The sequence below is a fragment of the Burkholderia sp. 9775_39 genome (genome assembly GCF_015712225.1).
GTDB lineage: Bacteria > Pseudomonadota > Gammaproteobacteria > Burkholderiales > Burkholderiaceae > Burkholderia > Burkholderia cenocepacia.
Genome location: NZ_JACCQC010000001.1, coordinates 422,500 through 448,623, shown reverse-complemented (window position 1 = coordinate 448,623; position 26,124 = coordinate 422,500). Strand labels below are relative to the sequence as shown.

Genomic DNA, 26,124 nt, shown 5'->3' with positions numbered 1-26,124 from the left:
CGATGCGTCCCCGCGTGGTTGCGGTCGCAGTCGCGGTAATACGCAGCGACGATAACGATCCGAGAATCCGTTATTGGAACGCCCGCTTCGCGCTTCCTATACTGGGCTCCCGGCGCACGCCCTTCGAGGAAACCCGCATGACTTCGTCGCACGCAGCCCCCGACCTTTCCACTGGTACCGAATACGATGCGCTCGCGAGCCGGTTCCGGCCGATCTTCGAGCGTATCGCCGCCGGCACCGCCGAACGCGAACGCCGCCGCGAACTGCCGCACGAGGCGATCGGCTGGCTGAAATCGGCGGGCTTCGGCGCGATACGGCTGCCGGCAAGCGCGGGCTGCGCCGGCGCGTCGCTGCCGCAGTTGTTCCGGCTGCTGACCGAGCTGGCCGCCGCCGATTCCAATTTGCCGCAGGCGTTGCGCGGACATTTCGCGTTCGTCGAGGACTGGTTGAACGCACCGGACGGTCCGCAACGCACGACCTGGTTCGACCGCTTCGCGAGCGGCCAGCTGGTCGGCAATGCATGGTCGGAAGCCGGCGACGTGCCGCTCGGCCAGACCGTCACGAAGGTGTCGGAGCAAAACGGCCGGCTCGTGCTGAACGGCCGCAAGTTCTACAGCACCGGCAGCCTGTTCGCCGACTGGATCGACGTGTTCGCGCAGCGCGCGCACGACGGCAGCGACGTCATCGTCGCCGTCGCGACCGCGCAGCCGGGCGTGATCCGCGAGGACGACTGGGACGGTTTCGGCCAGACGACCACCGGCAGCGGTACGACGCGTTTCGAGGACGCGGCGGTCGATGCGGACAACGTGATCGATTTCGCGCGCCGCTTCAAGTACCAGACCGCGTTCTATCAGCTGTTCCACGTCGCGACGCTGGCCGGCATCGGCCATGCGATCGTGCGCGACGCGGGCGAACTCGTGCGCAACCGCACACGGGTGTACAGCCACGGCAATGCGCCGCGCGCGGGTGACGACGCGCAGTTGCAGCAGGTGATCGGCGAGATCGCGTCATGGGCCTACGCGGCCGACGCGCTCGCGCTGCGCGCCGCGCAGCCGCTTCAGCACGCGTACGAAGCGCGCTTCGGCGGCGACGAAGCGGCCGAGCAGGCCGCGAACGTCGCGGCCGAAATCGAATCCGCGCAGAGCCAGCTCGTCGTGTCCGAACTCGTGCTGCGCGCGGCGACGCGCCTGTTCGACGCGCTCGGCGCGTCGGCGACCCGCAGCACGACCGCGCTCGATCGCCACTGGCGCAACGCGCGCACGGTGTCGTCGCACAATCCGCTCGTCTACAAGGCGCGCATCGTCGGCGACTGGATCATCAACGGCCGCACGCCGCCGTTCGTGTGGCGCGTCGGCAACGGTGCGGACGCCCATGCGGGCGCCGGCGCGGAAACGGGGGCCGCGCAATGAGCAAGACCATCCGCTTCAATGCGTTCGAGATGAACTGCGTGGGCCATCAGTCGCCCGGCCTGTGGGCGCATCCGCGCGACCGCTCGTGGCAGTACAAGGATCTCGACTACTGGACCGACCTCGCCCGCGTGCTCGAACGCGGGATCTTCGACGCGATCTTCATCGCGGACGTGATCGGCTACTACGACGTGTACAAAGGCAGCAACTATCACGCGCTGCACCAGGCCGCGCAGATTCCGGTCAACGATCCGCTGCAGCTCGCCGCGCCGATCGCGATGGCGACCGAGCATCTCGGCATCGGCATCACCGCGTCGACGACGTTCGAGCATCCGTACACGTTCGCGCGCCGGCTGTCGACCGCCGACCACCACACGAAGGGCCGGCTCGCGTGGAACATCGTCACGTCGTACCTGGAGAGCGGCGCGAAGAACGTCGGCGATCACGGGCTGCGCACGCACGACGACCGCTACGCGGTCGCGGCCGAGTACGTCGAGGTGCTGTACAAGCTGTTCGAAGGCAGCTGGGAGGATGACGCGGTGGTGCGCGATCGCGACGGCCGCGTGTTCACGCATCCGGAGAAAGTGCACGAGATCGGCCACAAGGGCCGCTTCTTCGACGTGCCCGGCTATCACCTGTGCGAGCCGTCGCCGCAGCGCACGCCGGTGCTGTTCCAGGCCGGCGCGTCGGGCCCCGGCAAGGCGTTCGCCGCGCAGCACGCCGAATGCGTGTTCGTCGCCGCGCCGACCCGCGACCAGCTTGCGCGCTATGTGGCCGACGTACGTGCGCAGGCCGCGGCCGCCGGGCGCGACCCGGCGAAAGTGCTGATCTACAACCTCGTCACGGTGATCGTCGACGAGACCGACGAGAAGGCGCAAGCGAAGTTCGACGAGTATCGGCGCTACGTGTCGTACGACGGCTCGCTGGTGTTCATGTCCGGCTGGACCGGCATCGACTTCGGCCAGTACGCGCCGACCGATCCGGTCAGGCGCGTCGAAACGAATGCGATCGTGTCGGCGGTCGAGCACCTGTCGGGCGGCGACACCGCGTGGACGATCGAAGCGCTGGCGGCATGGGGCGGCATCGGCGGGATGGGCCCGGTGTTCGTCGGGTCGGCGTCGACCGTCGCGGACATCCTGCAGGAATGGGTGGCCGCGACCGACGTGGACGGCTTCAATCTCGCGTATGCGATCGCGCATGAAACCTTCGAGGACGTCGTGCGCCATCTCGTGCCCGAGTTGCAGCGGCGCGGCGTGTATCCGACCGCGTATGCGCCGGGCACGCTGCGCGAAAAACTCTTCGGCGGCTCGGCGCGGCTGCCGGACGAGCATCCGGCCGCGCAGTTTCGCGATATCGAACAGGTCAAGCGCGCGGCCGAGCGGGAAGCGGTGAGCGCGTAGCGTTGGGCGACGTCGAAGCCGGTCTGTCCGCATTCACGCGGCGGCCGGCTTTCAGTACAAACGGTTTCGTGCAGTCTGACGAAGTCGTTTGTATTTGCCGGGGGACAACGAGCGCCCCCAGGGTCGATGGTTACGCCACGCTTTCGTCGTCGACGTCGTTCGCCGTCGGCTCATAACGAATGATCAGCAGGAACACGATCGGCGTGACCGCGCTGATCGCGACGACCCAGAACATGTCGGTGCCGAGACGCGCCTGCAGGATCGGCAGCACGAACAGCGCGAGTGCCTGGCCGATGCCGCACAGCGACCGCCCGAAGCCGACGCCGGTGCCGCGGATCGTGGCCGGATACGACAGCGTCGGATAGATCATCATCTGCGCACCCGGCCCGAACCCTTCGGCGAACAGCCACGTGCCGAGCATCAGCAGCACGACGCCGACCGCCAATGCGCCGTGCGGATGCCCCGCCAGCGCCAGCGCGACGAGCGCGACCGTTTGCAGCGCAAACCCCGCGATCGCGACATGACGCGACGGATAGCGATACGCGAGTCGCATGCCGAGCAAGCCCCCGGTGAACGCGAACAGCACGTTCAACGCGAGCGACGCCGCGATCGTCTCGAACACGCCCGCGCCGAGGAATTGCGACAGGATCGACGGCAGGAAGAACGCGATCGCCGTGTATTCGAACGGGATGCACAGGTTCATCACGCTGGCGACGATCGTGCGCCCCAGATACGGACGCTGGAACAGTACGCGAATCCGCACCGGCGGCGGGCTCGGCTCGCGTCGCGCATCGTCCGCTTCGTGCGCGTGAATGCCGTACGATTCGCGCAGGATCCGCGCGGCATTGGCCAGATCGCCCTGGTTCGCGGCCCACAGCGGCGACTCGTTCATGAAGCGGTTGCGGAACAGGATGATGACGAGCGCCGGCACCGCGCCGAAGATCAGCGACGCGCGCCACAGCCAGCCCGCGTGCTCGGCCGGCAGCAGGAAATACAGCCCGAAGATCAGCAGGAAGCACACCGACGACGCGACGTACCACATCGGGCACCACGCCGCGAGCCGCGACGCCTTGTTGCCGCGGCCGTTGAACTTCGAGAATTCGGCGAGGAACGCCATCGCGACGGGCAGGTCGATGCCGACGCCGAGCCCCATCACGAAGCGCGCGGCGATCAGCACCCAGACATTCGGCGCGAGCCCGGCCGCGATCGCCGCGACCACGAAGAACAGCATGTCGGCCATGAACACCTGATAGCGGCCGATCCGGTCCGTCAGCCAGCCGCCGACCAGGCTGCCGAAGATCGTGCCGATCATGATCGCCGACCCGACCAGCCCGGTCAGCGCGGGCGTCAGGCCGAATTCGCGCGCCACGTCGTCGATGCCGTACGACAGCGTCGTCAGGTCGTACGCATCGAGAAACACGCCGCCGAGCGCCAGCAGCACGATCATCCGTGCGTGGCTCACCGAACTGTCCACCGTATTGATCAGGCGCGCGACGTCGCTGGCCGAGCGGATGGGAGAAGACGCCGGCGCGAGCGGGCTCAGATCGATCGAACTCATCGGATTCCTTAGTTTTGTGCCGAATGCACGGCAAGGTCGTCGTGGAGCCGGAAACCGGACAGGTGTGTTCGCGACCATCGCGGCGCCGGGCGAATGCGGCCCCGTCGTCATCGGGTTCCGGCAACGGAAATTCTGTTCCCTCGATCCGGCAATCCCAAGCGATATAAACCGATAAACTAATCGGCGTGCGTCATAAAGTTGCGCGGCAGAGGCGCTTAGCAGCAGCGTGCATGTGCAATCGCGGATTTCTTCGTTAACGGAACGCCTGCGCTTCGTTACAGTAGCCCACTACCCTGCCTGTTCGCGGCGCGTTGCCGCTCTTCCGGAGAATCCCCGATGAAGTCGTTCTGGTCCCGCGTGTGGCAATCCGCGGCCGTCGTCGTTGCCGCGCTTGCCGGCCTCGCGTCGATACACGCGCAGGCGGCGACGCCCGCTGAAATCCGCGTCGACTACGCGTACTACTCGCCCGAGAGTCTCGTGATCCGCCACTTCGGCTGGCTCGACGACGAATTCAAGGCCGACCATACGGCGATTCGCTGGGTGCTGAGCCTCGGCAGCAATCGCGCGCTCGAATACCTGAACAGCGGCGCGGTCGATTTCGGCTCGGCCGCGGGACTGGCGTCGGTGCTGGCGCGCGCGAACGGCAACCCGATCCACACGGTCTACGTGTTCTCGCGCCCCGAATGGACGGCGCTGGTGGTGCGCAAGGATTCGCCGATCCGTTCGCTCGCCGACCTCAAAGGCAAGAAGATCGCCGCGACGCGCGGCACCGATCCGTTCCTGTTTACGCTGCGCGCGCTGCACACGGTCGACCTGACCCGCGACGACGTCGAAATCGTCAACCTGCAGCATCCGGACGGCCGCACCGCGCTCGCGAACGGCCAGGTCGATGCGTGGGCCGGGCTCGATCCGCACATGGCCGCCGCGCAGCTCGACGACGGCGCACGCCTGCTGTACCGCAACGTCGCATTCAATACGTACGGCTTCCTTAACGTGCGCGATGCGTTCGCCAGCCAGTATCCGCAGGCGGTCGCGCGCGTGCTGAAGGTCTACGACCGTGCGCGCCAGTGGATCGGCGCGCATCCGGCCGAAACCGCGCAGATCATTGCCGACGAATCGAAGGTGTCGCTGCCGGTCGCGAAGCTGCAGCTTCAGCGCAACGACTTCAGCGACCCGGTGCCGGGCGACACGCAGCGCGCGGCGCTGAAGGCCGCCGCGCCGGTGCTGACGGCCGAGCAATTGACCAAGCCGGGCGTCGATCCGGCGAAGATCGTCGATACGCTGCTCGATCCGTCGTTCGCGCGCCCGATCGTCGCGGCGTCGCACTGAGCGTGACGCCGATGACGGACACCACCGCGCGCGGCGACGCGCTCGCGTCCCGCCAACCCGCTTCGCCGCCGCGTGCGGCCCGACGTGACCCGCTGCGCGCGTGGCGGGTCGCGGGACTCGCGCTGCCGTTCGCGGCGCTCGTGCTGCTGGAGTTCGTGGTGCGGCGCGGCTGGCTGCCCGAACATCTCGTGCCGGCGCCGAGCGAGATTCTCGATACGCTCGCGCGAATGGGCGTCACGCGGGTTGCGCGTCACGTCGGCGCGAGCACGCTGCGCGTCGCGGCCGGCTTTGCGGCGGGCGCCGGCCTCGCGCTCGTCGTCGGCGCGGCGATGGGCCTGAGCCGCCGAGTCGATGCGCTGTTCGAACCGACGTTCCAGGCGCTGCGCGCGATTCCGTCGCTTGCGTGGGTGCCGGTGCTGCTGCTGTGGCTCGGCATCGACGAAGCGCCGAAGATCACGCTGATCGCGATCGGCGCGTTCTTTCCCGTTCATCTCGCGGTGGTCGCCGGCATTCGCGACGTCGACCGCAAGCTCGTCGAGCTCGGCGCGGTGTACCGGCTCGGCCCGCTCGCGCTGTTCCGCCGGATCCTGCTGCCCGCCGCGCTGCCGCAGATCGTCACCGGCCTGCGGACCGGCCTCAGCCTCGCGTGGATGTTCATGGTCGCCGCGGAGCTGATCGCGGCCACGCGCGGCCTAGGCTTCCTGCTGAGCGACGGCCGCGAAACCGGACGCCCCGACCTCGTGTTCGGCGCGATCCTGCTGCTCGCGTTGCTCGGCAAGCTGACCGACGGCGCGATGCGTCGCATCGAGTCGCGCTGGCTCGGCTGGCGCGATGCGTTCGACGGCGCGGCGCGCGAGGGCGGCAAATGAGCGCTTCCACTTCCATCCGTCCGGCCGCCAGCCTCGCCACGCCGCTGCTCGACCTGCGGATCGCCCGCAAGCTGTATGGCGATCGCACGATCCTGGCCGACATCGCGTTGCAGGTCACGCGAGGCGAAATCGTCTGCGTGGTCGGCCCGAGTGGGTGCGGCAAGAGCACGCTGCTGCGGATCGTCGCCGGCCTGGACCCGGACTTCCGCGGCAGCGTGACGCTCGATGGCAGCGCGCTGGCCGGGCCGTCCGCGCGTGTCGGCGTGATCTTTCAGGAGCCGCGGCTGCTGCCGTGGCTGTCGATCGCGGACAACGTCGGTTTCGCGTCCGGCGCGCGGGGCGGACGCGATCCGAGCGTCGCGCGGTTGCTCGACGAGGTCGGCCTGGCCGGCGTCGCGCGGCAGCTGCCGGCGACGCTGTCGGGCGGCATGGCGCAGCGTGCCGCGATCGCGCGCGGGCTGTTCGGCGAGCCGGATCTGCTGCTGCTCGACGAGCCGTTCAGCGCGGTCGACGCGATCACGCGGATGCGCTTGCAGACGCTGCTGCTCGAGGTCGTCCATCGGCACCGGATGGCCGCGATCGTCGTCACGCACGATCTCGACGAGGCGCTGTATCTCGGCGATCGCGTGCTGGTGCTCGCGCCGAACCCGGGCCGCGTCGACGATGAACTCCACGTCGACGTCGCACGGCCGCGCGATCGGCGCGATCCGTCGCTGGCCGCGCAGCGCGCGCGGCTGATCGATGCGTTCCAGCGCTTTCACGATCGTGAGGCGCGCGACCCCACAGGCATCCCGGTCACACCGGCGTGACGTCGCCACTTCATTGCGCAGACGCCGACCGGACGAACGCGGCCAGATCGCGATTGAACCGCCCGGCTTCCTCGATGAACGGCGCGTGACCGGATGCCGCGTACACCTTGCTGACGATGCGTGAGTTCAGTGCGGCCGCGCGAGCCAGCGTCGCCTGCGTGTCGACCAGCGCGTCGCGCCCGCCGTAGATGAACAGCAGCGGCACGCGCGCGTGGCCGAGCCCCGCGGCGGCGAATACCGACATCGTCGGGATGGCCTTTTGCATGTCCCACGACGCCATCGCGGCGTTGGCGAGCAAGCGCTCGAACGTCGCGGCATCCGGCCGGCGGTTGAAGCACAGACCGACGAAAGTCCGCTCGCCGTCGAGATGCGTTTTCAGATCCGCCGCATTCATGTCGCGGTACACGTCCGGATGATCGACGATCTGGCCCGGCGCAAGCTCGACCACGCCGTCGACGTACACCGCGCCCGCGATCGCGCGGTCGCCGTATTGGGCGAGGTAGTTCGAGATCACCACGCCGCCGAGCGACCAGCCGACCACGACCGGTTTGCGCGCATGCGTGCCGTCGATGACCGCGGCGAGATCGTCGCCCCAGCGGGTTCCGTCGCGATACGGCTGCGCGCCGGACGGCTTGTCCGACAGCCCGTGGCCGCGCAGGTCGTACGTGATGATCCGGAAGCCGCGCAGTTCGGCGCTCTGGACTTGCGCGTCCCAGTTCAGGCGGCTGCCGAGCAGGCCGTGAATCAGGATGACCGGAACGCCGTCCGGGTCGCCGCTTTCCTGAACGGCCAGCTTCACGCCGTCCGTCGACGTCACGGTATAGCTCAGCGGCGCGGCGGCCGCGTCGTACGCCCACGCGAACGGCATCGCCCACCAGATCACGGCAATCAGCCAGCGCATCAGCACGCGGGTATCCATGGTGTTTTCCTCCAGGCATGAACGGACGCCCAGTCTCAACCCTCACACTGATGTAAGAGTCAAGCGGATCGTGCTAACCTGCCCTTCATGAAAAATCCGCCTACCCAGCCACTGCTGACCATCGGCAAACTCGCGCAGCTCACCGGCGCGAGCGTGCGCTCGATCCGGCACTACGACGAGCACGGCCTGCTCGCATCGGTGCGCGCGGACAACGGCTATCGCCTGTTTCCCGACAAGGCTGTGACGCAGGTCAAGCAGATTCAGCGCATGATCGCGACCGGTTTCACCCTCGACGACATTCGCGGCTTTCCGGACTGCATGTTGCTGATCGACGGCGCCCGCTCGTGCGACCAGATCACCGACGTCCAGCGCGAACGCCTCGAAGCGATCGACCGCCAGATCGCCGATCTCGAGAAGCGGCGCGCAAGGCTCGTCAAGATGTTGCGGGATGGTGCGGTGCCGCCGCTCGATTGATCGATGCGCGGGTTCGCCAGCGGTCCGCTTTTTCCCGCTACGGATACCGGCCCACCCGCGCGCTTCGGGCACAATACGCGCCCTCACCTTTTTGCCGGTGGTCACACCCATGCGCGTCATCGTCGTCGGAACAAGCGGAGCCGGGAAATCCACCTTTGCCAGCGCACTGGCCGCCGCCGCGGCCTGCCCGTACATCGAACTCGACCGGCTCTACTGGGGCCCGGGCTGGACCGCCGTGCCGCCCGCGCAGTTCGACCATGCGGTGCGGGCGGCGACGGCCGGCGACCGCTGGGTCGCCGACGGAAACTACAGCGCGGTGCGTGACGTGCTGTGGTCGAGGGCCACGCAGGTCGTATGGCTCAACTTCGGGCGATGGACGGTGTTTTCCCGTGTGCTGCGGCGCACGATCGGCCGCGGGCTCATGCGCACCCGGCTCTCTCACGGCAACCGGGAATCGCTGCGGATGGCGTTCTGCTCGCGGGACTCGGTGCTCCTGTGGTCGTACACGACGTTCGCGAGAAACCGCGTGAAGTTCGCCGGCTTGCGCGACGACCCGAAATACGCGCATCTGCAATGGACGGAGATCACCAAGCCGTCGCGTACCCGCGCGGTCATCGAGACGCTCGCCCGCGCCAGCCGTTGCGATTGAGCGTGGCACGCACTGCGTCGCATCAATCGTCGAAGGTGCCCTGATATTCCGGCGCGGCATCCGCACGCGTATTCAGTTCGAACATCACGCCGCCCGGCGCGCGGCAAAAGAAGCGCGAGCCGCGCCCGTTGTTGAAGACGTCCGTCTCCATCGCGACGCCTTCCTCCTTGAAGCGCGCGAACAACGCGTGCACGGCATCGAGACTCGGCAGTTCGAAGCCGACGTGGAAATTGGCGGGCCATGCGGGCACGCCGTCGCCGACGTGATCGATCACGACGTCGAAGCCCGGGCGTTTGAGGATCCAGGATTTTTCCCAGCTTCCCGCTATCGTGAAGCCGAGGTATCGCTCGAAGAATCGGGCGGTGGCCAGCGTGTCGGCGGAGGGAAAGCTCAGGTGGTTCAGCTTCATCGTGGCTGTCGTTTCGGTCATGGTCGCGCTCTCCGATGCGGTGGTGGGCGGAGGCCCCATGCCGTGCCGCCCGAGGACTTCAGAATACGAGCGCGGGCTCGCGTTCAACAACTCGCATTGAACGTTGCGCCGGACGCGGGCGAAACCCTTGCGGGGCCGGCCGTCGAGCGATGAAGGCGATCGCGGCGGACAGCGCCACTCGCATTCGCGACAGGCGCCGTCGATGCGGGATGACCAGTCGAACGAATACGCCAAACGAAGACGGCCCGGGATTCGCAAACGAACCCCGGGCCACCGCTCGACCGCGGGCGCCGGGCATGACATGCGTTGCCCGGCACCCGCGCATCGCTCAACGCTGCGCGAGCCGCATCAGAACTGGTAACCCGCGCCGACCACCGCGCCGAAGTCCGACCGCGTGTTGCCCGTCACCGATGCCTTGACGACCCAGCGGTTGCTCTCCGTCACGTACGAGTAGCCGGCCGCGAAGCCCTGCTGGCCGTGATAGTTCGACGTCGCCGCCGACACCATCGAGCGCCCCGCGCCGGTCGGCTGCGGCAAGCCGGCCACCGCCATCGCCGACGCGACGCCGCCGTACATGTCCTTCTTCAGGTCGTTGAACGAGTTGTACACCTGCCCGATGCGCTGGTCGGTGTAGCCCTTCGCCTGCGTCGACGCCGTCGCGAGGTTGTCGTTCAACTGCTGCACGTTCACCGCGTCGGTCGGCGCCGTTCCGGTCGCGACGTTCGTGACCTGGCGCTCGCTGCCCTTCGCGCCGACCGAGAACGAGTTGTCGCGATCGGCGACGGAGCCCTGGCCGACCGCCACCGCGTTCTTGCCGGTCGCCGTCGCCGTCGAGCCGATCGAACCCGCATCGGCACGCGCGATCCACGTGGTGTTCGCATCGGTCGCGGCCGCGCGGATCTTGTCGTTGGCCGCCACGTTCTTCAGCGCGTTGTTGAACTGGCCCATGTTGACCGCGTCGTTGTCGCTCACGCCCGCCGCGACGCCGGTCAGCACGCGGTCGCCCGCCGTGCCCGAGAAGTTCACGCTCGCGCCGCCCGAATCCTTGCCGACCGTGATCGCGCCGTTCGGGTCCTGCTGCTGCACGAGACCGGCCTTGCCGTTCGCGATGTTCGTCACGCTCCCTTGCAGGTTCGAGATGTCGGTGGTGTTCTTCGACACCTGCTGGTTGGTCGCGTAGAGCTGCGAGCCGTTCACCGCGTCGGTGCTGGTGGCGCCGAGCGTGCCGGCCTGCACGTTGGTGATGCGCGTGCCGCCCGCGCCGCCGAGCGTGATCGTGCTCTTCGAACTGTCGTCGTACTGCACCGCGAGCGCGCCGAGCTGGTTCAGGTTCGACTGCACGTCCTTCAGCTGCTTCACGTTCACCGCGTCGGTATCGCTGGTGCCCGCCGCGACGTTCTTCAGCACGACCGCCGACGTGGCGTCGCCGCCGACCAGCGACACCGAATTCAGCCGGTTGCCGCTCGCGTCGACGTCGTACTTGACGACGTTCTTCACGGCTTCGCCGGCCTGGTTCGACACGTTCGTGATCTGCTGCTCGAGCGCGGTCTTCACGCCCGACAACTGGCCGCCATTCACCGCGTCCGTGCTGCCCGCGGCGACGTTGCCGTCGGCCACGTTGCTCAGCTTCGTCGGCGCGCCGCCGCGCGCGGCGTTGAATGCGCCGAGCGTCGGGTCGAATTGCAGCGCATCCTGCTGCAGCCCGGCGATCGCCGCCGTGTTGCCGGCGATATTGGTTTCGGCATTGCCGATGCGCGTTTCGTGATTCGCGAGCGTCGTCGTGTTGCTGCCGACGCGGCCGTCGAGGTTCGTCAGCGCGTCGCCGACGTTGTTGAACGCGCTGCCGCCGATCTTGTAGTTCGGTGCGCCGATCGAACCGTCCGGGTTCGCCGTCGCGCCGCCGCCGAGCGCGGCCGCGGCGCCGTCGGTCGCGCGGCGCAGTTGCGCGCCGTTCACCGCGTCCGTGCTGCCGGCCGCCACGTTGCCTGCCGCGACGTTGGTCAGGCGTACCGGGCTGCCGCCGTTGCCCGCGCCGAGCGACACCTGCTGCTTGCTCGCATCGTCGTATTTGACCGCGAGCGCATCGAGCTGGCTCGTGCCGTCGTGAATCGCCGCGTTCAGCTGGTCGACGTTGACCGCATCCGTGCCGCTCTTGCCGGCCGCGACGTTGCTGATCAGCTGCGGGCCGTGGCCGCCGTGGCTCGCATCGTACGCGCCGAGGCCCGGGTTCCATTGCAGCGCGTCCTGCTGGAGCACCGCGATGTTGCCGGTATTCGTCGTCACCTGGTTGCCGACCGTCGTGATCGACTGGTTGAGCGTATCGGTCGCCTTGCCGAGCTGGCCGACGTTCACGGCATCGCCCGCCGCCACGCCGTCCGCCACGTTGTGCAGGCCGACCGGCGCCGTTGCGCCCTTGCCGCCGAGCGTGACGCCGCCGTGCGCATCGTCGTCGTACTGCACCGCGTTCTTCGTCGCGTTGCCGATCTGGCTGGTGATCGACGTGCTCAGGTTGCCGAGCGTCGTGCTGAGGTTGTTCGTCACGCTCGTGCTGAGCGACGCGAGGCCGCCGTTCAACTGGCCGACGTTGACGGCGTCGTGCGGGTCCTTGCCGTCCGCGACGTTGTGCAGCGTCGTGCCGTTGGGGCCGGCGAACGTCACCGAGTCGAAGCCGCTCGCGCCGTCGTACTTGACGTTGCGCGTATCGGCCGCCTGCAGGCCGGCGATGTTCGATGCCGCCGTGCTCAGCGAGCCGTTGATGCCCGTCACGCTGTTCTGCAGGTTCGTGATGTTCGAAGCCGCCGTCGAAATGGACGTCTGCAGCGGCGTGAGGCTGCCCTTCAACTGGCCGACGTTGACCGCGTCGGTATCGGCGACGCCGGCGGCCACGCCGCCGATCGTCGTGCCGGTAGCGCCGTCGAGCGCGATCGCCGCGTGCGAGTCGTCGGTGTATTTGACGACGTTCTGCGTGGCCGTGACGATGCTCGTGCTGAGGCTGTTGCCGACGCTGGTCACACGCTGGTCGACGTTCGAGATCGAGGTCGACAGCGCGTTGCCGACCGACGTCACGCGTGCATCGACGTTGCCGATGCTCGTGCTCAGCGTGCTGTTCACGTTCTTCAGCTGCTGGACGTTGACGGCGTCCGTATCGGCCGCGCCCGCCGCGACGTTCTTGAGCTGACGTTCGCTGCCGATCGCGCCGAACGATACCGCGCCGCCCACCGGCGCGGCCGTGCCGCCGAATACCGGCGTGCCGCCATTGTTCGCGCCGACGCTGCCCGAGCCGATCGCCACCTGGTTGTTGTCGCTCGTCTGCGCGCCGGCGCCGATCGCCACCGACTGCGTGCCGCCGGCACGCGTTTGCGTGGCCGCGTCGTACGACGCGCCGGCCGATACGCCATCGCTCGACGTCGGGTTCGCGCCGCCGATCGCGACCGAGCGGTCGCCGCTGGCGAGCGCCGAGTGACCGAGCGCGATCGAGCTCGTGCCGTGCGCATCGGCGACGTTGCCGAGCGCCATCGAGAAATCACCGACCGCCGCCGACTGGCGGCCGATCGCCAGCGAGGTATTGCCCTGGGCGACCGCCACCGTGCCGATCGCGGTGGCCGAGTTCGCCAGCGCCTGCGAGCCGACCCCGATCGCAATCGCGCCGCCACTGCCGCTGCCGCCCTTGCTGCTCGCATTCGACTGGTCGCCGATCGCGATACCGCTGGTGCCGGCCTTCGCATTGGTGCCTTGCGTCACGTTCGCGGTGCTGACTGCGACGTAGCTGCCGTTCTTCGTCGCCACGCACAGCGGGTTGGTGCCGTCGATACACTGGCCGTTCAGCGCGTTGTCGGGGTTACCGCGGTCGACGAAATTGTCCGCGTGGGCGGCGCCGGCGATCAGCACACCCGCGCCCGTGAACATCGCGGCGGCGAGCGCCGAAATCTGCTTCCTCTTCATGGTCTTCTGCTCCGTTGTGTAGCGTCTGGTTTGAATACGGACTACTTACTTTTATTGACAGCTTCGACTTCGATTGCGACTTCGGTTCGGAAACGGATTGCGCTTCACGGCAAGCCATGCCGAGACGGCACGCATCGAGCAGCCGTTTCGACCGGGCGGTCGAAAGCCCGGGGCATGCCGTCGGCTCGATGTCCCGTTTCGTTAATTCGACAACTGACTTAGGAATACGTATTGATTGTCATGGACGAGCTTTTCCCCGACTGAATCCGGAGATTCAACCCGTCGTCATGTACTTCCCCGATTTTTCGCCGCGCTGACCGCGACCCACCACGCTTCTTTTATTTCATCTCCGGCAACCGGAGTTTCACTTCGGTGCAGCGAACCCCGGCCTGGACCGTCATCAATCGATGCGCGAGGCCCGGGTCAGGCAACGTCCGTCACCGCTTGCGGTGCTTCCGCTGCCCTGCGCCACCCGTCGTTCAAAGTTCGGACGAATTATGAGACACGGACTTGAATTATTAAAGCCGGCATTCTTTATAGATTGTAAAATTTATATTATTCAAAGGCTTACGCAAAATACACGCATTCCGCAAACGATTTCGCGCTGGCGCCGCCATTCAAAATCTTTTATCGAGCGGATAAATACTTTGCCAAAGCGGATTCAAATAATATTTCGTCTGAAAAAGCCAATCGGGAAACGCGGCCGGCCGTGCGTTTTTCCACCGGATATACGCGTAAACCACGAGCATCGACGCATATCGACGCTTCACGTTCCTGTCGCAAACCGCCATTTTCGATAATCACGCACGCGGAATGGCACGAATGGAGTCGTCATGTCTGGCCGGATTCGAAATATGCTCCTACAATTCCGCTCGCATCGATTCCGGCAGTCGCGGTCATTCCTCGCGCAAACACGGCAATCCCGCGCATCTTTACCGGCTCAGTGATCAAAACAACCCACGCCGTCCGATGCGCCGGGCGGTTGCCCGCCGCGCCGTTTCGCGCTGTCCGGAATCGATGCGGGCGTGCGATGCGATGGATGCATCGCCACAGAGCGGCTTCCGACGTTTCCACCGCACCGGGCAGGCCACCCGCGGAAACGCAGCCAACCGCCTTTTCACAACAGGTGCACGATGCCTTCACCGATCTCCGCATTGAGCGACGCTCATATCCTGATCGTCGACGATCAACCCGACCAGCTCCGGTTGCTGATCGACATCCTGCGCGGCACGGGATGCCGGATCAGCATCGCATCCGACGGCGCGCAAGCGTGCCAGCGCGCGCAGGCGCTGCTACCCGACCTGATCCTGATGGACGTGCGCATGCCGCGCATGGATGGCTTCACCGCGTGCCGGCTGCTCGCCGCCGATCCGCTGACGTGCGCGATCCCGGTCATCTTCCTGACCGTGGCCGGCGCGTTGCACGAACGGCTCGAGGGGCTCGAGATCGGCGGCGTCGACTACGTGGTGAAACCGTTCGAGCCGGCGGAGGTGATCGCACGGATTCGCGTGCAGCTCTCACGGACGAAACGCGAACGGCCGGCCGAGGCGGACGCGGCGGAAAACCCGTTCGCGGCCGGCAACGACGACGACATCATCGTGCGCGCGGCGATCCGCCACCTGTCGCGCACGCTGAACGATCCGCCGACGGTGGAAGAACTGGCGCGCGCGGTCGGCACGCACGAAAAGCGCTTGTCGCGCGCGTTTCGCGACAATCTCGGCCAGACGGTGTTCGAGTATCTGCGCTTCGAGCGGCTGCGGATCGCGCAGGATCTGCTGGATTCGACCTCGCTCAGCATCGCCAGCATCGCGAAGGAAATCGGCTTTTCGACGCCGGCCAATTTCGCGACCGCCTTTCGCGAACGTTTCGGCATCACGCCGACCGAATGGCGACGCCAGGGCCATGCGGGTGCGCGCACCGCGACCGGCGAGCCGCAACGTCGCGCGTAAGTCGCATGCTCACCAGGTGTATTTCGCGCTGGCCAGCACGGTCCGCTCGTTGCCGAACACGCACACCGCGTACGACTGGCAGCCGCTGACATAACGCCGGTCGAACAGGTTCGCCACGTTCACCGCGAAACGCCAGCGCGGCAGGTCGTAATGGATCGCGAGATCGTAAAGCGTCGCGCTCGGCACCGTCAGCGAATTGTCCGGCGCGCCGGCCGACGCGCTCTGGTAGCGCACGCCGCCGCCGATGCCGACGCCCGCCAGCGCGCCCGTGTGCCAGGTCCAGTCGGCCCACATCGACGCCATCTGCCGCGGCAGCGGCACGGACACCGGCCAGTGGTTCAGCGACGCGTCGTTCGCCTGCACGTTCTTGACGTCCTGATAGAGATACGACGCGACGATCGACAGCTCGCGCGTCACCTTGCCGACCGCACTCAGCTCGATGCCGCGCGAGCGCACCTTGCCGGTCTGCACCGACGTCGTGGCGGTCGGATCGAGATTCACCGGCGTCGGCGTCACGACGTTGGTCTGGTCGATCTGATACACGGCCGCGTTCAGCATCAGGTTCCGGCCGGGCGGCTGCCAGCGCAGCCCGACCTCCGTCTGCGCGCCGCGCGTCGGTTTCGGCAAGCCGCCGCCGAACATCCGCACGCCGATGACGGGATCGAACGACGTCGAATAGCTGACGTACGGCGACCACCCGGCGTCGCCGCGATAGGTGAGCCCGACGCGCCCCGAAAACGCACTGACGTCCTGCTGCACGTGCGTGCCCGCCGACCGGTCGTCGAACCGCGCATTCACGACATCCTCGCGGCCGCCGAGCGTCAGCGTCCAGCGCCGCCAGCGGATCTGATCCTGCGCATACACGCCGAACGCGTTCATCGCCGTGTACTGGTCGACGTGGCCGAGCGACGTCGGGCCGGAGAAGATCGCGGCCGTCACGGGCCGATAGACGGGGTGGTACAGGTCGAGCGACGGCGCGAGCGCAAGCCATACGCTGTTGGTCGTCGTCTGCCGGTCGAATTGCGCGCCGAACAGCAGCGTGTGTTCGAGCGGCCCGGTGCCGAAGCGCGCCTGCGCGTGGTTGTCGATGTCGAGCCGGCTGTAGTTGAGCTGGAACAGCCCCGCGAAACGCATCATGTTCGTCGTACTGCGGGGCGCGAGGCCGTTGCCGAACACCGTCGCGTCGTCGAGCGACAGGTGCGACCAGCGCACGTCCTGACGCAGCGTCCAGATCGCATTCACGCGGTGTTCCAGCGCGTAGCCGAGCGACCATTGCTTCTTGCGGTAGTCGTTGAACGACGGGTCGCCCATGTAGAGGTCCTGCGACAGACGGCCGTTCGGGTTCGGCAGCACCGTACCCGACGCGGGCAGGAAGTTCGACGAGATGTCGCCGCTGTCCTGCAGGAACGTCGCGGAAAATGTCAACGACGTATCCGCGTTCGGCCGCCACCGGAACGACGGCGCGAGCGCGACGCGCCGGTCGCCGTTCGGGCCGGTCACCGCGTTGCCGTCGCGCGCGACGCCGACGAAGCGGTAGGCGTACCTGCCATCCGGATCGAGCCGGTCGCCGACGTCGAGCATCGCTTGCTTGCGCGCATCGTTGCCGATCTGCACGCCGGCTTCGCGCACGCGCTCGCCGTCGGCAAGCTTCGTGTGCGCGTCGACGATCGCACCGGGCTCGCCCGCGCCATACAGCACCGACGTCGGCCCGCGCAGCACCGCGATCGAGTCGATCGTGTACGGATCGACGCGCCAGTTCGCGATCACGGCGGTATTCGGAGCCGGCAGGCCGTCGACGTACAGCGTCGGCGTGAAGCCGCGCAGCGCCGCATACCAGTCGGTTCGGCTGTCGGCGCCGAACGTCGCGAAACCCGGCACGTAGCGCAACGCCTGGTTCAGGTCGGCCGCGCCGGTCATCTCGATCTGTTGCGCGGTCACGATGTTGATCGTTTGCGGAATCTCGTCGATCGGCGTGTCGGTCTTGGTGCCGGTGACGGTGCGCCGCGCGACGAGCCCGACGGACGAAGCGTCGGCCGGCCCACGCACGTCGATCGGCGGCAGCGCGACTGCCGCGGCGCCCGGCGCCGTTGCCTGCGCGTACGCCCCGCCCGCGGCGGCCACGCACATTGCCCCGCCGGCCGCGATCGCCCGCGCGCACCGCCCCGTCCCTGTCTCCGTCCACATCGTGTCGATACTCCGTCTCGTGCTGGGTTGGCCCGTTCGGCCGGATCGGCGGACCGCGCATCGCCGCGTCCGTCCGGTAGTGTCGTCATGGTCTTGATTGCCGTGCTGGCGCAGCCGGTGACGCATGAATCGGTACGCACCGGCCGATTGCGTCGCTCGCGAGCGCAGCGATCATACCGGCCGAACGTGGCACGGTCTTTAAGAAAACAAATCGGCGACGGTCGCGGCACGCAGATTGCTCGTCGCCGGAACCGCATCAGGAACCCGGCGCGGCCGGGCATCGACGTGACACGCACTTCGGGCAGGATTCACATCGGCATTTCAGGCTGGCGCTACCCGGGCTGGCGGGGAACCTTCTACCCCGCCGACCTGAAGCAGGCCAGCGAGCTGCGATACGCATCGGGCCGGATGCAGACGATCGAAATCAACGGCACGCACTACAGCCTGCAAGCGCCCGACAGCTGGCGGCGCTGGTACGCCGACACGCCGCCGGGGTTCGTGTTCAGCGTGAAAGGTTCACGTTACCTGACGCACATGCTGCGTTTTCGTGACGAAACGGCCACGGTCGCGTGCGCGAATTTTTTCGCCCAGGGGCTGTTCGCGCTGAAGGACAAGCTCGGGCCGCTGCTGTGGCAATTTCCGCCGTCGTTGCGATTCGACCCGGCGCACATGGAGCGCTTCCTGAGCCTGCTGCCGCACGATACGGAGGCGGCGCTCGCGCTCGCCCGCCGGCACGATGCGCGGGTTCGCGAGCCGTATCTGCAGATCGACCGCAAGCGGCCGTTGCGTCATGCGGTGGAAGTGCGGCACGACAGCTTCGTGGACCCGGCATTCGTGAAGCTGCTGCGCCGCCACAAGGTCGCGCTCGTCGTGTCGGATTCGACCGAGGCGTGGCCGCAGTTCGAGGATCTGAGCGCGCGGTTCGTCTACCTGAGGCTGCACGGCACCGAAACGAAGTATTCGGGCGAATACGCCGATGCGGCGCTCGAACGATGGGCGCAAAGAATCGACGCGTGGAGCCGGGGCACGCAACCGGCCGATGCGCGTCTCGCCGCACCGGCGCTGCAACCGCCGCGTGTGCAGACGCGCGACGTGTACTGCTACTTCGACAACGATACGAAAACGCAAGCGCCGTTCGATGCCGGGCGGCTGATGGCGCGGCTGGGGCTGCATGCGCAGGATGCGGTGGAGTGAAACACTCGGCGAGCTGCGTAGCCGGGAAATGCCGCCGGCGCGGCCAAGCCAGGCTCGCAACATGCTCCCGCATGCGCGGATCGCGCCTTTCATCGCGCCTCGCCGCGCGAGCGGTAAATTTTGCACGACCGGCAATCGGCGTCACGGGCCAACACTGCAAGGAGAAGAACGATGACCCTGCTCATCTACCTGGTCGGATGGATCATTTTCATCGGCGGCGTCGCCTGGGGTTTGATGACGCTGCACGTCTCTCAGCACATCATCGAGATCGTGGCCGTCATCCTGTTCGGCATCGCGGTCATCACCGGAGCGACGCGCGCTCGCAATCGCGACCGGTCCTAGCGCGGCGCGCATGCTGCGAGCGCGTACGCCGCGAGCGGCCGACTGCGACACAGCGCCGGAGTCCGCCGACGGCCACGCGAGCGCCGTCCGCGCCAATCGTGCCGTCCGTCGAGCCGCACTGCGACGACGAGCAACGCGTGACGGCGCTCGCCAGATAGTAGGCAACGCGCGGGTTCTTTGCATCGGCGGCGACAGATGCGCTACGCTCCATTCGGCCTCGTCTCGCAGGCCAAAATTTAAGCGCTTAAAAACACCGAAGCCGACCCCACGCACGACGGGGTCCATGACATGGAGGATGACGATGAACAGACGATCGATGCTGCGCTGGAGCATCTCGAGCGCGGCGCTTGCGTGCCTCGACCTGGCTGGCCCGCTGCCTGCCTTCGCACGACCCGCGCCGCGCAGTGCGACGGCCGGCGGCTTCGCGATGGGGGCCGACATCTCGACGCTACCCGAACTCGAAGCGCATGGCGCGGCCTTCTTCGACGGCGGCGGCGCGCCGCGCGACTGCCTGAAGATTCTCCGCGCGCAAGGCGTCGATTCGATCCGGATCAAGGTGTGGAACGATCCCGGCAATCCGGATTTCTTCCCCGCGAACCAGAGCGCTGCGGCGGGCTACAACAATGCCACGCACGTCGTGGCACTCGCGCAGCGCGCGGCCGCGCTCGGGATGCGCATCCTGATCGATTTCCACTACAGCGACTGGTGGGCCGACCCCGGCAAGCAATACCCGCCGCATGCGTGGGCCGGCAAGAATCTCGCCGAGACGTGCGCGCTGCTGTCGGCCTATACGACCGACGTGCTGCGCCAGTTGCAGCGCGCCGGCGTGCGGCCCGAGTGGGTGCAGATCGGCAACGAGATCACGGGCGGCATGCTGTGGCCGCTCGGCCGCTACGATCAGTGGGACAACCTCGCGCAGTTGCTGAAAACCGGTCACGACGCGGTGAAGGCGGTCGATCCGCGCATCAAGGTGATGCTGCATATCGACAGCGGCGGCGACAACGGCAAGAGCCGCTGGTGGTTCGACAGCGCGAAGCAGCGCGGCGTCGCGTTCGACGTGATCGGGCTGTCGTACTACCCTCAATGGCAAGGCGCGCTCGACGATCTGCGCAACAACGCGAACGATCTCGCGGTGCGCTACGACAAGGAGCTGATCGTCGTGGAGACCGCCTATCCGTGGACCACGAGCGACGGCGATTCGGAGCCGAACGCGATGACGAACACCGGCTCGACGACCTTCCCGCCGTCGCCGGCCGGCCAGGCGCAATTTCTCGCGGCGGTCGTCGATATCGTGAAAGGCGTGCCCGGCAATCGCGGCAAGGGCGTGTTCTGGTGGGAACCGGAATGGATCCCGACGCCCGGCGTCGGCTGGAAGCTCGGCGCGGGCGACCAGTGGGACAACAACACGCTGTTCGATTTCCACGGTCGCGCGCTGCCGTCGCTCGGCGCGTTCCGGCAGCGCTGACGCGTCACCGCGCCGCGGCTTCACCGCACCGGCGCATGCCGCGTCAGTGCGGTGAATCGAAGCCGTGGCGCGCCCCGCTCGTGCGGCGTGCGCCGCCCCGCTCGCCGTACGCATCCACGGCGAGCAGCACGCACGCCACGAGCGCGAGCCCGCCGCATCCGGCGAACGTCGCGCGATAGCCGAACAGATCGACGCACGCGCCCGACAGCACACCGGATGCGATCGAGCCGACCCGCGCGGTGCTGAAGAACATCGCGGTCGCGGTGCCAGGGCGCGTGGGCATCAGGTCGCACACGCGCGTCATCCCGAGACACGACGTGATCGCGACCACGCATGCGCTCAGCAGTTGCAGCGGCAGGATCAGGTTCACGCGCGTCACCGTCGCGAGGCCGACGAAATACGCCGCATGCACGAGCGCGCACGCGGTCAGCCAGCGCGCCTTGTCGAGGCGCGTCGAACGGATGCCGAGCCACAGCATCATCGGAATCTCGAGCAGCGCGGCGAGCCCGAGCGCGGCCGACACGTTCGCCGGCGTGCCGCCGAGCGCGTGCACGATGTAGAGCGGCAGCACGATCATCGTCGCGTTCGCCGCGAGCCCGATCAGCGTCAGCGCGACGAGTGTGCGCAGCACGCTTGCACGCGTTGCGGCGACGACGACCGCTGCACCCGCAGCGTCAGGCGGCGGTGCAACGCGGTCCGGGGCTTGCACGTGAGCCGCCACGGGCCGCCGCGCCGGCTCCGGAATCCGCGCGACGATCGCCGCGCACGCGACGAAGCCCGCGGCAGCCGCCAGAAAGAGTCCGGTAAAACCCGTCTGCGCGAGAATCAGCGCACCGAGCGCGGGGCCGAACACCCACGCGATCGACAGCATCGTGCGCAGCGCGGCCGACGCGAGTTCGCGCTGTGCATCGTCGGCGACGGGCAGCACCGCACGCGCGAACGAGAAGATCTGCGACAGCGACACGGCGCCCGCGCCGAGCAGGATCGTGCCGGCGGCGATCACCGGCCCATGCGCGCGCAGCACGCACAGCAGCGCGAAGCCGAGCGCGGCCGCCCCGAGCGACACCACGAGCAGCGGCCGGTGCCGCTCGCGTCGATCCGACCAGCGCCCGGCCCACGTGCTCGCGACGACGCCGCTCGCCGCGATCGACGTCATGAAGATGCCGGCCAGAAACGGCGACATGCCCGCCGCCTCGACGCCGAACAGCGACAGGTACGGCGCCGTAAACGACATCGCGACGCCGAGCATCAGCGCCGCCGCGGACAGCGGCACGAAGTGCTCGATTCCCGCCAGGCGCGCGAAATGCAACAGCAGCGGCCGCAACGACTGCATCGCGTCAGTCCGGCTCGACCCAGGCGGCGACGTCGACCGCGCCGAGGTCGCGATTGCCGAGGACGAACGTGGCACCGCCCGGCGCGGGCAGCATGCACGGCGTGTCGCCGTAGTTGAACGCGAACGTCACGCGCCCGCGTCGGCGCAACCGCACACCGTCCGGCATCGCGCGCACCAACAGGCCGGCATCGCTCGCACAGCGGGCGACGATCGCGCGCAACAGCGTGCGGTCGAAACAGGCCGTCGCCATCGTCACGCGACCGCGCCGCACGAGTGCGGGCACGCCGTCGTCGCAGGCGGCCAGCACGTCTGCGCCGCGCGCCGCCTCCATATCGACGTGATCGCGCCATTTCAGCGCATGGCCGTCGATGCCGTCGAACGACACACGCGGCGCGAGCGACGGCCGTAGCGACTCGACCTGGCCGATCCGCACCGGTAGCACATCGCGCAGCTTGCCCGGTGCGAGACCCGGCGCGATCGCGAATTCAGCGGTGCGTGAACCCGTGCGCGGCCCGAACAGCCAGTGTGCGTGTCCGCTCGCGGCCTGCTCGACGATGCGATCCGTGACGACCGGCAGCGTCGGCGCGACGACGAGCGCGTAACGCGACACGTCGGCGCCGGCCGCGACGATGTCGACGTCGAGGCCCAGTTCGCGCAGCGCGCGATACCAGTCGAACGCATGCTGCTGATAGTCGAAATCGGCGCCGTGCGGCTGGATCCGGATCATCCAGTCGGCCTCGTAGTCGAACAGCAGCGCGACACGGGCCGCATCACACTCGCCGGCGACGAGCGCGGGATCCAGCGCGGCGATTTCGCGTGCGACGCGCGCCACTTCGTGGCCGCCCGGCGCCAGCCGGTCGTCCGGCGCGTTGAGCCCCGAGTGCAGTTGCTCCTGCGCATGCGGATACTGCCGCCAGCGAAAATACGACACGAGCTCCGCGCCATGCGCGAACGCTTCCCACGTCCAAAGCCGCACCGCGCCGGCGTGCGGCACCGGGTTGTACGGCCCCCAGTTGACCGGCCCCGCCTGCTGCTCCATCACCCACATCCGGCCGTTGCCGACGCCACGATACAGGTCGTGCGAGAACGCGGAGACGTCCGGATGCCCGGTGCGGGCCCAGCGTTGCTTGTCCGCTTCGTCGAGCGGCAGCACTTCGGTACGCGGCACCGGATAACTGTCCCACGCGGCGACGTCGAGCCCGCTTCGCGCGAATGCGTAATGATCGAATTCGGTGAAAAACCCCATGAAGTTGTGCAGCACGTCGCGGCCGGGCGCGTGCGGGCGGATCGCATCGACCTGCACCGCATGGAACCGCGCGACCTCGTCCGACTGGTAGCGCCGGAAATCGAGCAGATGCGCGGGATTCGCGTCGGTCGGCGTATGGCGCGGCAGCTCGATCTCGTCGAAGCCGCGATACTCCATGCTCCAGAACACGTTGCCCCACGCGCGGTTCAGCGCGCCGATATCGCCGTAACGCGCGGCAAGCCACGCACGAAAGCCGTGGAGCGCCGCACGCGTATAGCTCGGCAGCGTGTTGTGACAGCCGATTTCGTTGTCCGTCTGCCACGCGATCACGGCCGGATGCGCGCCGTAGCGCCGCGCCATCGCGTCGACGATGCGCACGCAATGCGCGCGATACACCGGGCTCGCGATGTCGTAATGGCGACGCGAACCGAACTGCCGCACCGCGCCGTCCGCGCCCACCGGCAGGATCTCCGGATGGCGATCGACGAGCCATTTCGGCGGTGCGGCGGTCGGCGTGCCGAGCACGATCTTCAGGTGCTGGCCGGCGAGCGTGTCGATCGCTTCGTCGAGCCACGCCCAGTCGTAGCGGCCGGGCTCCGGCTCCATCCGGCTCCACGCGAATTCGGCGATCCGCACGCGCGTCAGGCCGAGTTCGGCCATCCGCCGCGCATCGTACGCCCATTGTTCGCGCGGCCAGTGTTCGGGGTAATAGCAAACGCCGAGATGCATCGTGGATTCCTTGCTGAAGAAAGAGGATGGGACGGATCAGCCCTTCGTCGCGCCGAACGTGAGCCCCGCGACGAAGTGCCTCTGCATCGCGAAGAACATCGCGACCGACGGCAGCGCCGCGAGCACGGAGCCGGCCGACACGATGTTCCAGGCGGTCGTCCACTGCCCTTTGAGCGCGGCGACGCCGACGGTGATCGGTGCCGCGTCGTCGCCTTGCGTGAGGCACAGTGCCCAGAAGTAGTCGTTCCACACGAACGTGAACACGAGGATCGCGAGCGCCGCGAGCGCGGGCCGCACGAGCGGCAGCACGACGCGCCAGTAGATCGCCCACTCGGACGCGCCTTCGACGCGCGCGGCCTCGATCAGCTCGAACGGCAGCTCGCGGATGAAGTTGCGCAGGAACAGCGTGCAGAAGCCGGTCTGGAACGCGGTGTGGAACAGCACGAGCGCCCACACGGTGTTGTACAGGCCGACGCCGAGCATGATCTGCCGCACCGGAATCATCAGGATCTGGATCGGCACGAAATTGCCGGCGACGAACAGGCCGAGCAGCACGAGATTGCCGCGGAACCGGTAGTTCGCGAGCGCATGCCCGGCGAGCGACGCCAGCAGGATCGACGCGGCGACCGACGGCACCGTGATCAGGAGGCTGTTCGCGAAATAATGGAGCATCGGCGTTTGCGTGAGCGCGGCACCGTAGTTGTCGACGAGCGCGAACTGCTTCGGCCAGCGCCAGTAATCGCCGGCCACGATCTCGTCGGTCGAGCGGATCGACGTGACGAGCACCGCGAGCAGCGGCACGAGCCACAGCGCGAGCGCGCACGGCAACGACAACCGGTACAGCAGGCGGGCGGGACGTCCCCAGCGGGACACGGGCATCGGGTACATGTTGGTGGTCCTTGCTGTGGTCCTTACGACTCGACGCGCACCAGCTTGCGCAACTGCCACACGATATAGACGAGCATGATCGCGAACAGCACGACGGCGATCGCGGCCGAATAGCCTTCGCGGTAGTACTTGATCGCCTGGTCGACCATGAAGTACGCGAGCACGGTCGAGCTGTCGAACGGGCCGCCGCCCGTCATCACCGAGATCAGGTCGAAGCTGCGCAGCGCGCCGATCACGGTCAGCACGACGGCCATGAACGTCGCGGGCCGCAGTTGCGGCAGGATCACGTGCCACAGCAGCGTGAAGCCGCGCGCGCCTTCCATTCGCGCCGCCTCGACGATCTCGCCGTTGATGCCGGTCAGCCCGGTCAGGTACAGGATCATGCAGAACGGAATCTGCGGCCACAGCGCGGCGGCGATCACGCCGTAGGTCGCATAGCGCGGATCGCCGAGCACCGGGATTCCGTGCCCGACGATCAGCTTCAGCAGCCCGAACGTCGGGTCGTAGAACCACGAGAACACGAGGCCGACCACCACACCCGGCAGCACGAACGGCGCGAAGAACAGCGACTTCACGAGCCGGATGCCGAACACGTTCTGGTTCAGGTACAGCGCGAGCGCGAGGCCGAGCGGCGGCGCGGCGAGAAACAGCACGAGCCACAGCACGTTGTTCTTCAGCGCGACGGTGAACGTGTCCGACTGCAGCAGCTCGCGATAGTTGTCGAGCCCGGCGAACGTCATCGGCGTCATCCCGTCCCAGTGATGGAAGCTCAGCCAGATGCTGCTGACGATCGGATACAGCACGAACACGGTGAAGAGCGCGAAACCCGGCAGCACGAACCACAGGGCCGCGCGGTTGCGCCGCCGCGCGAGCGACGCGCGCGCAGGCCGCCGCGGGCCGGCATCGCGGCGCGCGGCGCTTTCGGACAGGCTGGTCGACATGAGATGGCCTTCGATGAAACGAACGTACAGTGACAACGACGCACCGGGCCGGCACCCACGCCGGCCCG

The 26,124-nt window shown here is 67.7% G+C and carries 20 protein-coding genes; 11 read left to right on the top strand and 9 right to left on the bottom strand.

Going from position 1 to position 26,124, the window contains the following annotated elements; translation table 11 throughout:
- The first annotated feature begins 137 nt into the window (after nt 1-137).
- Both H0X90_RS01870 and H0X90_RS01865 read left to right on the top strand, forming a co-directional pair.
- Nucleotides 138-1,409 carry an acyl-CoA dehydrogenase family protein gene (locus tag H0X90_RS01870; protein WP_077188976.1) on the top strand — a complete coding sequence of 424 codons (1,272 nt, stop codon included), beginning with the start codon at nt 138-140 and terminating at the stop codon, nt 1,407-1,409.
- Nucleotides 1,406-2,806: an LLM class flavin-dependent oxidoreductase gene (locus tag H0X90_RS01865; RefSeq protein WP_077188975.1), complete on the top strand. Its 1,401-nt coding sequence runs from the start codon at nt 1,406-1,408 to the stop codon at nt 2,804-2,806. The genes H0X90_RS01870 and H0X90_RS01865 overlap by 4 nt, the downstream gene beginning before the upstream one ends.
- Nucleotides 2,807-2,936: 130 nt before the next feature.
- On the opposite strand, the gene H0X90_RS01860 is transcribed toward H0X90_RS01865, so the two are convergent.
- On the bottom strand, nt 2,937-4,364 hold the full coding sequence (locus H0X90_RS01860; RefSeq protein WP_077188974.1) for an MFS transporter: 1,428 nt from the start codon (nt 4,362-4,364) through the stop codon (nt 2,937-2,939).
- A gap of 336 nt (nt 4,365-4,700) precedes the next feature.
- Between H0X90_RS01860 and H0X90_RS01855 the strand changes: the two genes are divergently transcribed.
- Genes H0X90_RS01855 through H0X90_RS01845 form a run of 3 tightly spaced genes read left to right on the top strand, consistent with a single transcriptional unit; the run spans nt 4,701 to nt 7,371 of the window.
- Nucleotides 4,701-5,693, top strand: a complete 993-nt coding sequence (locus H0X90_RS01855) for an aliphatic sulfonate ABC transporter substrate-binding protein (protein WP_077188973.1) — start codon at nt 4,701-4,703, stop codon at nt 5,691-5,693.
- 11 nt (nt 5,694-5,704) lie between these two features.
- Nucleotides 5,705-6,562, top strand: coding sequence for an ABC transporter permease (locus H0X90_RS01850; RefSeq protein WP_034204015.1), 858 nt, complete (start codon nt 5,705-5,707; stop codon nt 6,560-6,562).
- Nucleotides 6,559-7,371 carry an ABC transporter ATP-binding protein gene (locus H0X90_RS01845; RefSeq protein ID WP_077188972.1) on the top strand — a complete coding sequence of 271 codons (813 nt, stop codon included), beginning with the start codon at nt 6,559-6,561 and terminating at the stop codon, nt 7,369-7,371. Before H0X90_RS01850 ends, H0X90_RS01845 begins: the two co-directional genes overlap by 4 nt.
- A gap of 10 nt (nt 7,372-7,381) precedes the next feature.
- Here the strand turns inward: H0X90_RS01845 and H0X90_RS01840 are convergent, their stop codons facing one another.
- Nucleotides 7,382-8,290, bottom strand: a complete 909-nt coding sequence (locus H0X90_RS01840) for an alpha/beta fold hydrolase (RefSeq protein WP_006483331.1) — start codon at nt 8,288-8,290, stop codon at nt 7,382-7,384.
- A gap of 87 nt (nt 8,291-8,377) precedes the next feature.
- Here H0X90_RS01840 and H0X90_RS01835 point away from each other — a divergent pair, with 87 nt between their 5' ends.
- Together H0X90_RS01835 and H0X90_RS01830 are read left to right on the top strand one after the other, a co-directional pair.
- Nucleotides 8,378-8,764 (top strand): MerR family transcriptional regulator, encoded by a 387-nt coding sequence (locus H0X90_RS01835; protein ID WP_006483333.1) that lies wholly within the window; start codon nt 8,378-8,380, stop codon nt 8,762-8,764.
- A 109-nt stretch (nt 8,765-8,873) separates the two neighbouring features.
- Nucleotides 8,874-9,413 (top strand): toxin, encoded by a 540-nt coding sequence (locus H0X90_RS01830; RefSeq protein ID WP_077188971.1) that lies wholly within the window; start codon nt 8,874-8,876, stop codon nt 9,411-9,413.
- 22 nt (nt 9,414-9,435) lie between these two features.
- On the opposite strand, the gene H0X90_RS01825 is transcribed toward H0X90_RS01830, so the two are convergent.
- Both H0X90_RS01825 and H0X90_RS01820 read right to left on the bottom strand, forming a co-directional pair.
- Nucleotides 9,436-9,843: a VOC family protein gene (locus tag H0X90_RS01825; RefSeq protein WP_006483322.1), complete on the bottom strand. Its 408-nt coding sequence runs from the start codon at nt 9,841-9,843 to the stop codon at nt 9,436-9,438.
- 348 nt (nt 9,844-10,191) lie between these two features.
- Nucleotides 10,192-13,785 carry a YadA family autotransporter adhesin gene (locus H0X90_RS01820; RefSeq protein ID WP_077188969.1) on the bottom strand — a complete coding sequence of 1,198 codons (3,594 nt, stop codon included), beginning with the start codon at nt 13,783-13,785 and terminating at the stop codon, nt 10,192-10,194.
- A gap of 1,133 nt (nt 13,786-14,918) precedes the next feature.
- Here H0X90_RS01820 and H0X90_RS01815 point away from each other — a divergent pair.
- Entirely contained in the window at nt 14,919-15,734 is an 816-nt protein-coding gene (locus H0X90_RS01815) for a response regulator (protein WP_006483332.1), read from the top strand.
- A 9-nt stretch (nt 15,735-15,743) separates the two neighbouring features.
- Here H0X90_RS01815 and H0X90_RS01810 read toward each other — a convergent pair whose 3' ends face one another.
- The gene (locus tag H0X90_RS01810; RefSeq protein ID WP_077188968.1) at nt 15,744-17,918 is read right to left on the bottom strand and encodes a TonB-dependent siderophore receptor; all 2,175 of its coding nucleotides are present in this window, start codon (nt 17,916-17,918) and stop codon (nt 15,744-15,746) included.
- A gap of 285 nt (nt 17,919-18,203) precedes the next feature.
- Here H0X90_RS01810 and H0X90_RS01805 point away from each other — a divergent pair, with 285 nt between their 5' ends.
- From H0X90_RS01805 to H0X90_RS01795, 3 genes are all read left to right on the top strand, one after another.
- Nucleotides 18,204-19,112, top strand: coding sequence for a DUF72 domain-containing protein (locus H0X90_RS01805; RefSeq protein ID WP_077188967.1), 909 nt, complete (start codon nt 18,204-18,206; stop codon nt 19,110-19,112).
- A 171-nt stretch (nt 19,113-19,283) separates the two neighbouring features.
- The gene (locus tag H0X90_RS01800) at nt 19,284-19,454 is read left to right on the top strand and encodes a hypothetical protein (RefSeq protein WP_006397039.1); all 171 of its coding nucleotides are present in this window, start codon (nt 19,284-19,286) and stop codon (nt 19,452-19,454) included.
- A 301-nt stretch (nt 19,455-19,755) separates the two neighbouring features.
- Nucleotides 19,756-20,919: an arabinogalactan endo-1,4-beta-galactosidase gene (locus H0X90_RS01795; RefSeq protein ID WP_077189053.1), complete on the top strand. Its 1,164-nt coding sequence runs from the start codon at nt 19,756-19,758 to the stop codon at nt 20,917-20,919.
- 43 nt (nt 20,920-20,962) lie between these two features.
- On the opposite strand, the gene H0X90_RS01790 is transcribed toward H0X90_RS01795, so the two are convergent.
- From H0X90_RS01790 to H0X90_RS01775, 4 genes are read right to left on the bottom strand one after another with little or no spacing between them, the layout of a single operon-like run.
- Nucleotides 20,963-22,252, bottom strand: a complete 1,290-nt coding sequence (locus tag H0X90_RS01790; protein ID WP_077188966.1) for a sugar efflux transporter — start codon at nt 22,250-22,252, stop codon at nt 20,963-20,965.
- A 4-nt stretch (nt 22,253-22,256) separates the two neighbouring features.
- Entirely contained in the window at nt 22,257-24,227 is a 1,971-nt protein-coding gene (locus H0X90_RS01785) for a beta-galactosidase (protein WP_077188965.1), read from the bottom strand.
- Between the two features lie 36 nt (nt 24,228-24,263).
- Nucleotides 24,264-25,115 (bottom strand): carbohydrate ABC transporter permease, encoded by an 852-nt coding sequence (locus H0X90_RS01780; protein ID WP_006482010.1) that lies wholly within the window; start codon nt 25,113-25,115, stop codon nt 24,264-24,266.
- A 23-nt stretch (nt 25,116-25,138) separates the two neighbouring features.
- The gene (locus tag H0X90_RS01775) at nt 25,139-26,056 is read right to left on the bottom strand and encodes a carbohydrate ABC transporter permease (protein ID WP_012493718.1); all 918 of its coding nucleotides are present in this window, start codon (nt 26,054-26,056) and stop codon (nt 25,139-25,141) included.
- Nucleotides 26,057-26,124: the final 68 nt, after the last annotated feature.